10 protein-coding genes are annotated in these 10,608 nt (G+C 74.6%); 1 reads left to right on the top strand and 9 read right to left on the bottom strand.

The genetic code is table 11. The features are described 5' to 3' along the window. Together GA0115233_RS38520 and GA0115233_RS38515 are read right to left on the bottom strand one after the other, a co-directional pair. Positions 1 to 1,108, bottom strand: a 1,108-nt coding sequence (locus GA0115233_RS38520) for an HTTM domain-containing protein (RefSeq protein ID WP_093725242.1), incomplete at its 3' end; no start/stop codon positions are given. Continuing rightward, on the bottom strand, positions 1,105 to 1,800 hold the full coding sequence (locus tag GA0115233_RS38515; RefSeq protein ID WP_093725240.1) for a DUF5819 family protein: 696 nt from the start codon (positions 1,798 to 1,800) through the stop codon (positions 1,105 to 1,107). The genes GA0115233_RS38515 and GA0115233_RS38520, both read right to left, overlap by 4 nt. Positions 1,801 to 2,014: 214 nt before the next feature. On the opposite strand from GA0115233_RS38515, the gene GA0115233_RS38510 reads away from it, so the two are divergent. After that, on the top strand, positions 2,015 to 3,148 hold the full coding sequence (locus GA0115233_RS38510) for an acyl-CoA dehydrogenase family protein (RefSeq protein ID WP_093725238.1): 1,134 nt from the start codon (positions 2,015 to 2,017) through the stop codon (positions 3,146 to 3,148). A gap of 190 nt (positions 3,149 to 3,338) precedes the next feature. Here the strand turns inward: GA0115233_RS38510 and GA0115233_RS38505 are convergent, their stop codons facing one another. The 7 genes from GA0115233_RS38505 to GA0115233_RS38475 all read right to left on the bottom strand — a co-directional run bounded on the left by GA0115233_RS38505 (position 3,339) and on the right by GA0115233_RS38475 (position 10,428). Beyond that, positions 3,339 to 3,668 carry a rhodanese-like domain-containing protein gene (locus tag GA0115233_RS38505; RefSeq protein WP_093725236.1) on the bottom strand — a complete coding sequence of 110 codons (330 nt, stop codon included), beginning with the start codon at positions 3,666 to 3,668 and terminating at the stop codon, positions 3,339 to 3,341. Between the two features lie 40 nt (positions 3,669 to 3,708). Then, on the bottom strand, positions 3,709 to 4,545 hold the full coding sequence (locus GA0115233_RS38500; protein ID WP_093725234.1) for a J domain-containing protein: 837 nt from the start codon (positions 4,543 to 4,545) through the stop codon (positions 3,709 to 3,711). A gap of 54 nt (positions 4,546 to 4,599) precedes the next feature. After that, complete coding sequence (locus GA0115233_RS38495; protein ID WP_093725232.1) at positions 4,600 to 5,076, bottom strand: hypothetical protein; 477 nt, start codon at positions 5,074 to 5,076, stop codon at positions 4,600 to 4,602. Then, complete coding sequence (locus GA0115233_RS38490) at positions 5,073 to 6,539, bottom strand: DUF2252 domain-containing protein (RefSeq protein WP_093725230.1); 1,467 nt, start codon at positions 6,537 to 6,539, stop codon at positions 5,073 to 5,075. The genes GA0115233_RS38495 and GA0115233_RS38490 overlap by 4 nt, the downstream gene beginning before the upstream one ends. Positions 6,540 to 6,631: 92 nt before the next feature. Continuing rightward, a complete protein-coding gene (locus GA0115233_RS38485) occupies positions 6,632 to 6,907 on the bottom strand; it encodes a hypothetical protein (protein WP_093725228.1) in 276 nt (91 codons plus the stop codon). Positions 6,908 to 6,966: 59 nt separating this feature from the next. After that, positions 6,967 to 8,370 carry a 3-carboxy-cis,cis-muconate cycloisomerase gene (pcaB, locus tag GA0115233_RS38480; protein ID WP_093725226.1) on the bottom strand — a complete coding sequence of 468 codons (1,404 nt, stop codon included), beginning with the start codon at positions 8,368 to 8,370 and terminating at the stop codon, positions 6,967 to 6,969. A 105-nt stretch (positions 8,371 to 8,475) separates the two neighbouring features. Continuing rightward, positions 8,476 to 10,428 (bottom strand): FAD/NAD(P)-binding protein, encoded by a 1,953-nt coding sequence (locus GA0115233_RS38475; RefSeq protein WP_093725224.1) that lies wholly within the window; start codon positions 10,426 to 10,428, stop codon positions 8,476 to 8,478. Positions 10,429 to 10,608 lie beyond the last annotated feature (180 nt).

Below are 10,608 nucleotides of genomic sequence, written 5' to 3'. Positions count from 1 at the left end.
CCGCGCGGGCGCCGAGGCCGCGCAGGAAGCCCGTCGGCAGGAAGACCGCGTCCGCCGCGATCATCGCCAGCGAGAAGAACGGCAGGCCCAGCACGACCGCGATCACCGCGTGCTCGAACATCATGAAGGCCAGCAGGACGTTCTTGGCCCGCCGGTTGAAAAGCGTGAACGGGAAGGCGACCTGGACCAGGACCGTCCCGTACGTCACCAGCAGCACCATCACCCCGCTGGCCGCGAGCGCGTCGGCGAGGGCCGGCCAGGGGGAGAAGTACTCCAGGTGCAGCGGGTAGTAGACGGCCGTGCCGTCCTGCCAGCGGGAGCCCTGGATCTTGTACCAGCCCGCGGTGGCGTAGATCAGACACGCCTCGGCCATGATCACGAACAGGGCGCCGTTGTGCACGATGTTCCCGATCACGTCCAGCAGTACGCGGGGCTGCGCGGTGCGCGCGTACCGCCCGACCAGCCACCACACGGCCAGCGCGAGCCACACCGTCCACAGGATCAGGGGCACGGTCAGGTCGCCGTCGAGGCGGCCCGCGAGGGTGGCCAGGACCAGGACCGTGCCCCACAGGCCCCACAGCAGCGGGCCGAGGCGGTCGGTCACCCGCTCGCCCCGCGCGCGTGCCGCGTGCTGCCGGTCGGCCCGGCGCGCGTCCAGGGACCAGACCCGGCCGCAGCGGGTGAAGACCAGGTAGATCGACATCAGGTGCAGGACGTTGTCGCCGCCGTCGCCCATGAAGATGGACCGGTTCTGAAGGGACAGCACCCCGACCATGAACAGCACCGACGTGGTGCGGGTGCGCCAGCCGAGCAGCAGCAGGACCGCGCAGAGCACGGCGAGGGCGTAGACCAGCTCGAACCACAGGTGGCTGTCGGTCCAGATCAGGGCCGTGAAGGCGCCGTTGGCCCCGATCAGCTGCTGGCCGAGCGCGAAGTCCCAGGGCCCGTCGGGGCCGTACAGCTCGTGGCGGTGGGGCAGCTCGCGCAGCAGGAAGAGCAGCCAGGTCGCGGCGAAGCCGATGCGGATGACGGCCGTCTGGTACGGCCCGAGCGCGGACTCGGTGACCTTGGCGATGGCGGCCGAGAGGCACAGGGCGATCCGGTTCATGCCCGGCCCTCCCCGGACTCGTCCGCGGGGACCTCCCACCAGGGCAGTTCCCGGTAGACCGGCTTGTCCGGCACCTTCTCCTCGCTCCAGTCGGGCGGGGGCACGTTGGTGGTGCGGGAGCGGACCCGGATCCGCTCGACGACTCCGTCCTCCCCGGCCGCGTCCACCCGGTCCAGGCGCAGCAGGGCGATCCGGCGCAGATAGGACTCGGCCAGGTCGCCGCGCAGGCCGACCGGGCGGTTGTCGCTGTCGTGGGTGGCGACCAGGAAGTCCCAGGCCCGGCGCAGTTCGTTCTGCTGGGTGTGGCTGGGCAGCGGGTTACCGTCGATGGCGCGGCCGTCCTGGGCGGACAGGTCGTACCAGCCGGTGGTGCGTATCGTGCCGTCCGCCTCGCGGATCTCGGCGCGCACCTCGACGGCGATGTTCTGCTGGAGCGGGTTGGGCGCGAAGAGCTTCCAGTTCTGCTCGAACTCCGGGTAGACCCAGTCCCCTATCGCCTCGCCGTGCCGTTTGCTGACCGTGTTCGAGGGCGCGACGTGCAGGAAGACCATCCCCAGGTGCACGCAGACGCCGACCGCGACCACGGCCAGGGCGAGCGCGGCGACGATCTGGTAGCGCAGGGAGAGGGCGGCCACACCGGTGCGCGGCCCCGGCCCGTGCCGGACCTCACCCTGTGTGTCGTACGCGTCCATGGCGCCCCGTCTCCCCGGTCCCGGCCCCGGAAGGTCGGCCCGGCGGCCCTGTCTCGGGGGGACACCTTACGGCTCCGGGCTCACGGGAAGGTCACGCCCGCCGAGCATTCGGCAGGACCTCGGTCGCACCGGCGGGTCCGGGCCGTTCCCTTCTTCTAGAACCTGTTCTATCTTGACGCACCGTCAGGTCTCGTGGGCGCGGGAGGGCAGGACCGTGGACTTCACCTTCACCGAGGAGCAGCAGGCGGCGGCCGAGGCGGCGCGGGGGGTGTTCGCGGGGGTCGCGCCGGACTCCGTGCCGAGCCCCGCGCTCACCCCGGGCGCCGTCGCGGAGGGCTTCGACCGCGCCCTGTGGTCGAGGCTCGCCGAGGCCGACCTGCTGAGCCTGCCGCTCCCCGAGGAGTACGGCGGGGCCGGTCTTGACGCGGTGGCGCTCTGCCGGGTGCTGCGGGAGGCCGGTGAGGTGCTGGCCCGGGTGCCGCTGCTGGAGCACGGCGCCGCGCTGGCGGTCCTCCAGGCGTACGGCGGCACCGCGCTGAAGTCCGAGCTGCTGGCGCGGGCCGGGCGGGGCGAGGTGACGCTGACCGTCGCCGCGCACGGCCGCAGCGGGCACGATCCGGCGGAGCTGGCGGTGACCGCGCGGCGGGACGGGCCGGGGTGGGTGCTGGAGGGGGCGCAGACGGCGGTGCCGTGGGCCTTCGACGCCGACGCCGTCCTCGTACCGGCGCACACGGACGGCGACCGGGCCGTGCTCGCGGTGGTGCCGCGCGAGCGGGCCGGGGTACGGCTCGCCGAGCAGTACGCCACCAGCGGGGAGCGGCTCGGGGAGGTACGGCTGGAGGCGGTGCGGCTCGCGGAGCGCGAGGTGGTGACCGCCGAGGGCGCCTGGGAGCGGCTGCGGGAGCTGCTGACGGTCGGGACGTGCGCGCTGGCGCTCGGGATCGGGAACCGGGTGCTGCGCATGACCAGCGCGTACACCGGCAAGCGGGAGCAGTTCGGGTATCCGCTCGCCACGTTCCAGGCGGTCGCCGTGCAGGCCGCCGACCGCTACATCGACCTGCGCGCCATGGAGGCCACCCTGTGGCAGGCCGCCTGGCGGATCACCGCCCGGACACCGGGCGGGCTGCCGGTCGCCGGGGACGTGGCGGTCGCCAAGATCTGGGCCGCGGAGGGCGTACGGCGCATCGTCCAGACCGCTCAGCACCTGCACGGCGGCTTCGGCGCGGACGTGGAGTACCCACTGCACCGGTACCACGCCTGGGCCAAGCAACTGGAGCTCTCACTCGGCCCGGCGTCGGCACACGAGGAGACCCTGGGCGACCTACTGGCGGCCCATCCCCTGGGCTGAGGCCGCCGCCGGCCGGGCATCCCCTCGACCGAGAGCAGCGGGCGCGGGGCGCGGGGCACGGGGCGCGGGGCGCGCGGCACATCGTGCGGGCCGCCGACAACCACGCGCCGCCCCGGGACCGACCGTCCTCGCACCGGCCTCGGCCGAGGACCCCGGGGCGAGGGGCGTGGGGTGCGGGGCGCGGGTGGTCTCAGAGTACGAAGCCCGGCTTGCCGTCGTCCGTGATCACCGGGCGGCCCGTCGCCGCCCAGACCTGCATGCCGCCGTCCACGTTCACCGCGTCGATGCCCTGCTGGACGAGGTACATCGCCACCTGGGCGCTGCGGCCGCCGGAGCGGCAGATCACGTTGACCCGGCCGTCCTGCGGGGCGGCCTCGGTCAGCTCGCCGTAGCGGGCGACGAACTCGCTGATGGGGATGTGCAGAGCCCCCTCGGCGTGGCCCGCCTGCCACTCGTCGTCCTCCCGGACGTCCAGGAGGAAATCGCCGTCCTTGAGGTCCGTGACCTCGACCGTGGGCACGCCAGATCCGAAATGCATGCCCCCGACGGTACCCGGTGGACTACTTGCGCAGTTCCGCCAGTTCCGCCTCGCGGGCCGCGACGTCCGCCAGGAGCTGCTCGGCGATCTCCTCCAGCAGCTTGTCCGGGTCGTCCGGGGCCAGCCGCAGCATGGAGCCGATCGCGCTCTCCTCCAGCTCACGGGCGACCGCGCCGAGCATTTCCTTGCGCTGGGCGAGCCACTCCAGGCGGGCGTAGAGCTCCTCGGCCGGGCTGGGCCTGCGCTCCTTCGGGACGGGACCGGCCGCCCACTCCTCGGCCAGCTCCCGCAGCAGCGCCTCGTCGCCACGGGCGTACGCGGCGTTCACCCGGGTGATGAACTCCTCCCGGCGCGCCCGCTCGGCGTCCTCCTGGGCCAGGTCGGGGTGGGCCTTGCGGGCCAGCTCGCGGTAGAGCTTGCGGGCCTCCTCGCTGGGGCGCACCCGCTCCGGCGGCCGCACCGCCTGGTCCGTGAGCATCGCCGACGCCTCCGGGAACAGGCCGTCGCCGTCCATCCAGCCGTGGAACAGCTCCTCGACGCCCGGCATCGGCATGACCCGGGCACGGGCCTCGTCCGCCTTGCGCCGGTCCTCCGGGTCACCGCTGCGCTCGGCCCTCGCCTCGGCGATCTGCGCCTCCAGCTCGTCGAGGCGGGCGTACATCGGGCCGAGCTTCTGGTGGTGCAGCCGGGAGAAGTTCTCGACCTCCACGCGGAAGGTCTCCACCGCGATCTCGTACTCGATCAGCGCCTGCTCGGCGGCCCGCACGGCCCGCTCAAGGCGCTCCTCGGGGCGCGGGGAGGTCTCCTCCCCGGTTCCTTCAGGCTGTGGGGGCTGCTGCTCGGCTTCCGGGGTCGTCACGCGACCAGCGTAGGCCACGGCTCGCCCGCGGCCTACGGCCGATCATGACGCCGTTCATGCCCCCGGGGTCTCCGGGCAGTCCGCGGGGACCCAGGCGGCCGTCAGATCGCGGCAGACCACGAAGAGCGTGCCCGGCCGGCAGGCGATCTCATGGCTGCAGCCGCCGTCGGGACGCGGCAGCACCTCGTCGAGGATCACCTCGCCGAGCCCGCTGACGTCGCAGGCGCCCAGGAAGCCCGCCTGGAAGCGGGAGACCCCGCGGTAGCTGATGACGAGGTCCTCCTCGTGCTTGAAGCAGTTGTGCCGGAAGCGCAGCTCGACCTCGTCGGCGGCGGTACGCCGGGCCAGATCCGGACGCAGGTCCTTCACGCACCGGGCGCCGGAGAACGCGTAGTGCCCCGGATCCGTGGCGAACGCGCGGGCGCCCGGCGGGAGCCGGTCCGCGAACTCCGGCAGGTGCTCCAGGTACGGCCGCGGGTCGACGACGCCCGTCGCCTCACCGGCCCGCCCGTCGAGGTCGACGTACTTCACACCCCCGCCTCCGCGGCGATGCGGCCCGCGCGTACGGCCGCGACCAGGTCGGCGTGGTCCGCCTCGGTGCGGTCCGCGTAGGCGACCGCGAAGGCGGCCATCGCCTCGTCCAGTTCCTCGTTCTTGCCGCAGTAACCGGAGACCAGGCGGGGGTCGGCGCTGTGGGAGTGGGCGCGGGCCAGCAGGGCGCCGGTCATCCGGCCGTAGTCGTCGAGCTGGTCGGGGGAGAGGGCGGCGGGGTCCACGCTGCCCTTGCGGTTGCGGAACTGGCGCACCTGGTAGGGCCGGCCGTCGACGGTCGTCCAGCCGAGCAGGATGTCGCTGACGACCTGCATGCGCTTCTGCCCCAGCACCACCCGGCGGCCCTCGTGCTCCGGCTTCGGCGCCTCGAACCCGGCCGCCGCCAGATGCGGCAGCAGCGCGGACGGGCGGGCCTCCTTGACCTGGAGGACGAGGGGTTCGCCGCGGTGGTCCAGGAGGAGGACGACGTAGGAGCGGGTGCCGACGCTGCCGGTGCCGACCACCCGGAAGGCGACATCGTGCACCGCGTGCCGGGCCAGCAGCGGGAGCCGGTCCTCCGGGAGGGTCTCCCGGTACTCCTCCAGCGACGCCGCCACCGCCGCGGCCTCCTCGTCCGGCACCCGGCTCAGGACCGGCGGCGCGGGCACGAAGCGGCGGCCGCCGTCCTCGGTGCGCTCGGTCGACTTCGCCGCGAACCGGCCGCTGGTGTTGGAGCGGGCCTTGGCGGCGACCCGCTCCAGGGTGCCGATCAGGTCGTGGGCGTCGGTGTGGGAGACCAGTTCCTCGTCCGCGATGGCGTTCCAGGCGTCCAGCACCGGGAGCTTGGACAGCAGCCGCATGGTGCGCCGGTACGCGCCGACCGCGTCGTACGCGGCCTCGCGGCAGGTGTCCTCGGAGGCACCGGCCTCCCGGCCCGCCAGCACCAGCGAGGCCGCGAGCCGCTTCAGGTCCCACTCCCAGGGGCCCGGCACGGTCTCGTCGAAGTCGTTGAGGTCGATGACCAGTCCGCCGCGGGCGTCGCCGTACAGGCCGAAGTTGGCGGCGTGGGCGTCGCCGCAGATCTGGGCGAGGACGCGGGTCATCGGGGTGTGGGCCAGGTCGTGGGCCATCAGCCCGGCCGAGCCGCGCAGGAAGGCGAACGGGGTCGCCGCCATCCGGCCGACCCGTATCGGCGTCAGCTCCGGTATCCGGCCGAGACTGGACTCCTCGACCGCGGTGAGCGCGTCCGGGCGGCCGGGGTCCAGGTCGAACTCCGCGTGCGCCGCGCGCGGTACGCGCTCCCGCAGCGCCTTGCCCTCCGCCTTCGCGCCACCGTTGCCCGGCCACTGGGCGAACCCGCGCACCTGCGGCAACCGCCGGGACGCGCCGCGCGCCTCCACCGAACCGTCGACCACACCAACCGCCTCCCCCCGCACCGGACCGTCCCCGGCCCGCACGAACATCAATGCGTGCCGACGGTACAGCGAGGTGGCCGAAATCCGGCAGTCCCTGTGGACGGGCGGAGGGATGTGGATATCCCGTCCCGGGCCCGCCCTCACCCGGGGTCGGCCGGGTCCCCCCGCGCCCCCAGCAGCACCGTGAACGCCTCGATCACCAGGCGCAGGGACGCCTCCACGGCCGCGTCCCCGCGGGCGGTCGGCGCGGGGACGGGCAGGCGTGGGCCGAGGTGGGTGCCCCGGCCGGTCTCCAGGTAGGTCAGGACGTCCTCGGCCCGCGGGGGCGCCCCGTCGGCCGGACGGGGCAGGGCGTCGAGGAGGGACTGCAGGGTGTCGAGCAACTGCCACCGGTCCGGGCCGGGTTCGGGATTCATAGGGCAAGGCTGCTGAAGACCGGTCGAGGACCGTTCAAGACACCGCCAACGCCTCGGCGCTATGCCGTGGGCCTGCCGTCCACCACCCGGTCCACCAGGCCCGGCGCCGCGCCCAGATAGCCCGCCGGGTCCAGCAGGGCGTCCAGTTCCTTCGGGGACAGGTGCCGGGTCACCTCCGGGGACTCCGCCAGGACCTTCACCAGGGGCACGCCCCGGTCCGCGGACTCGTGGCTGGCGCGGGTGAGCAGGGCCCGGGACTGGGCCTTGCCGAGGAGCGGGGCCAGTACGGCGGCGACGCGCTCGGAGACTATCTGGCCCCCGGTCAGGGCGAGGTTGGCGCGCATGCGGTCGGCGTCGACCGTGAGGCCGGTCAGGAGTTCCACCGCCGTACGGGTCGCGCCGCCCGCCAGCCGCAGGCACTCCCGCAGCGGCTGCCACTCCGCGTGCCAGGCACCGGCCGACCGCTCGTCCTCCGCCAGCATGGTGCCGTACAGCACCGCGGCGAGCTGCGGCACTTGGAGCGCGGCCGAGCGGATCAGCGTGGCCAGGACCGGGTTCCGCTTGTGCGGCATCGCCGAGGACGCGCCCCGCCCCGCCACGCTCGGCTCGGTCACCTCGCCGACCTCGGTGCGGGCCAGCGACTGCACATCGACGGCGATCTTGCCGAGCGCGGAGGCCAGGTAGGCGCAGACCGCCCCGGTGTCGGCGATCGGGGTGCGCAGGACGTGCCAGGGCAGGGGCGCCGGGGCCAGGCCCGTCTCCCGCGCGTACGCCGCCACCAGGCGGTCGGCGTAGCCGTCGTCGGGCGCGTCCGCGTACTCCAGGTATCCCGCCAGCGTGCCCGCCGCGCCGCCGATCTCCACCGGCAGGGACGCCGTCAGGTCCGCCACCCGCCCGCGTGCCTCGCGCACCAGGTGCAGCCAGCCCGCCGCCTTCAGGCCGAAGGTCGTCGGCACCGCGTGCAGCGTGAGCGTGCGCCCCGCCATCGGGGTGTCCCGGTGGGTGCGCGCCAGCGACTCCAGCGCCGCCGCGCACCGGTCGAGGTCCGCCCGGATCAGTACCGTCGCCCGCCGCACCACCAGCATCGCGGCCGTGTCCAGGATGTCCTGGCTGGTGGAACCGCGGTGCACGTACTCCGCCGCGGCCGGGTCCTCCGCGGCGACCACCGCCGTCAGCGCCTTCACGAACCCCACGACCGGATTGGCCGTCTCGCGCGCCGCGCGGGCCAGCGCGACCAGGTCGAGCCGCTCGGGCCGGGCCGCCGCCGTGATCGCCGCCGCCGCGGACTCCGGCACCGTGCCCAGCCGGGCCTGCGCCCGCACCAGCGCCGTCTCCGCCTCGACCATGGCCGCCAGCCAGGCCGCGTCGGACACCGCCGCCTCCACGGGCGTACCCGCGCGCACCGGGGACAGCAGCCCGGAATCGACCACCGCGGCGAGTTCCGGGGAGAGTTGGAAGGTCATGGGCGCTCCTGTTCCGACATCGTTGCTCCTCCTCCGACGGGGGCCTGTGGTCCGCGGCCCGCCCCCACCGGGCACGGGCCGCGGACTTCAACGCCCGCCGTCACCTCACGCGGCCGTCCGCTCCAGCCCGGCCCGCCGCTCCAGCACCGCCGAGAGCGCCGCCTGGGCGATGGCGTCGGAGTCGGTCAGGGTCACCGAGTTCACCCCCGGCCGGATGCCCGCCGCCGTCACCCAGTGCACCGACTCGGTGGGCACCCCGAAGGCGTACCGGCGCGGATGCGGGCGCCGGGCGGCGTCCAGCAGCCGGAACGGGCGGGAGGTGACCGCGAGGCCCTCGGTGTAGACCCAGCTGCCGTTGCGGGTGGCGATGCGGTGCGGGGCGCACTGGCCGGTGTCCAGCAGGTGCCGCAGCAGGGGGTCCTCGGTGCGGCTCAGCGTGATGTCGGGCAGCCGCGCCTCGATCAGCACCTCGGCGCTGATCCGGGAGCCGGGCACCAGCGGCGAGTGGGCGTAAAAGCCCTGCCGGTCGACGTCCACGCGCAGGTCGGGGCCGACGATGTGCAGCACGCCCGCCTCGATCAGCGCCACCGCCTCCTCGATCCGGGACGCGGGCGGGCCGATGGACAGGAAGGCGTTCAGCGGCGTGTACCAGCGGTCCAGGTGCTCGCGGTGGGAGTCGCCGTGCAGTCCGCCGTGGTCGACCACCAGCCGGATCTCGTTGCGCAGGTCGCGCAGCACGTCCAGGGCGGCCTTGAGCGGGCCGCTGACATTGCCGCTGCGGGCCTCGGCGACGTCCTCGCGCAGATAGTCCAGCAGCCAGGCCGTGAAGTCCTCCGGGCCGCCGAACTCCTGGTCCCGGTACGGCCGGGCCAGCCGGTCCCAGTCCCAGCGGTCCTTCTCGCCGATCTCGTACGCGTCGAGCACCGCGTCCTCGGCGGACGTGCCGGGCAGCGCGCTCAGGAAGTCCCGCTGGAACGCCTCGGCGCGGTCGCCCCGGCCACGGGCGGTGAGCAGCGTGCGGTAGTAGACGGTCTCGGCCTCCTTGGCGACCAGCGGCCACACGTCCCGCAGGAAGTCGGCGCCGTCCGCGCCGCGCGCGGCCCGCATCCGGGCGATCCGGGCCGGGGTGAGCAGCAGTGGCTCGTGGCGGCCGTGCGGGCCCTTCTCGTTCTCGCCGCGCGCCTGGTAGGGCACACCGCGCCGGGAACCGGCGTACATCTTGGGTTCCCGGCCGGAGGGCAGGTAGACCAGCCGGCCGGAGACGCGGGTGAAGCTGCCGCCGCGGCCGGTGGTGAGCAGGGCCATGTAGTCGAAGAAGTTCAGGCCGAGGCCGCGCAGCAGTACGGGCTGGCCCGGCCGGATGCCGTCCAGGTCGCTGTCGGCCGGGTTGGCGGGCGGGACGACGGGGTGGCCGTAGGTGCGGGCCAGGGCGGTGAACTGCTCCTGGGCGGCGGTCGGCCGGGCGGGCAGGTGGCCCTGGGAGAGGACGACGGCGTCCAGGTGCTCCAGTACGCCGCCGTCCTCCAGCGTCACGCGCTGGCGCGGCGGGTGTCCGGTCGCCAGGGCGACGGCCTCGTCGTCCAGGGCGACGGCGCGGGAGCGGTGCCAGGTGACGGTGACGCGGTCGGGGGCGCCGTCGACGGTGCGGTCGAAGGCCCAGCGCAGGTAGTGGCCGTAGAAGGCGCGGGTGGGGTAGGTGTCGGGGCCCAGTGTCCGGGCCTCGGCGACGACCTGCTCGGGGTAGTGCCCGGGGATCCGCCCGGCGGCCAGCTCCCGTGCCCAGGCGTGCAGGCTGGGGCCCGGCTCCAGGGGGCCGGTGAGCTCCACGCTGGCGTCGGTGAACACCGAGATCTGTCCGGCGACCGTGTTCATCAGCAGATGCGCGGACTGGCTGGTGCGCCACACCTGCCCGGCGCCGGGCGGCTGCGGGTCGACGACGTGGATCCGGATCACGGTCCCGGCCTCGGCGGACCTCGCGGCGGCACACAGCCGCTCCACCACGGAGAGCCCCCGCGGTCCCGCGCCGATCACACACACGGTGTGCTGTCTGGTGGTCATGTCTACTGTCCGTCCTGCGAGTTACGGGGGGCGAGGGGGTGAGCGGGGGCGCCACGGGAGCCGTCGTCGCCCCCCGGACCGCGGTCCGGGCCGACGACGCCGAAGCGCGGGCCCGGACTGTCCGAGGCCGCATCCACGGCACGCGAGCCCGGGGCGGCGGGACCCGGGGCGGCGGGACCC

The sequence above is a fragment of the Streptomyces sp. DI166 genome, from assembly GCF_900091315.1.
GTDB classification, from domain to species: Bacteria; Actinomycetota; Actinomycetes; order Streptomycetales; family Streptomycetaceae; genus Streptomyces; species Streptomyces fuscus.
This window is presented reverse-complemented; position numbering and strand designations above follow the sequence as displayed.

Coding starts and splice junctions, on each gene's coding strand:
- GA0115233_RS38490 (WP_093725230.1), bottom strand. CDS start 6,539: ATGTTCGTGCGGGCCGGGGACGGTCCGGTGCGGGGGGAGGCGGTTGGT.
- pcaB (WP_093725226.1), bottom strand. CDS start 8,370: ATGACCTTCCAACTCTCCCCGGAACTCGCCGCGGTGGTCGATTCCGGG.
- GA0115233_RS38515 (WP_093725240.1), bottom strand. CDS start 1,800: ATGGACGCGTACGACACACAGGGTGAGGTCCGGCACGGGCCGGGGCCG.
- GA0115233_RS38485 (WP_093725228.1), bottom strand. CDS start 6,907: ATGAATCCCGAACCCGGCCCGGACCGGTGGCAGTTGCTCGACACCCTG.
- GA0115233_RS38475 (WP_093725224.1), bottom strand. CDS start 10,428: ATGACCACCAGACAGCACACCGTGTGTGTGATCGGCGCGGGACCGCGG.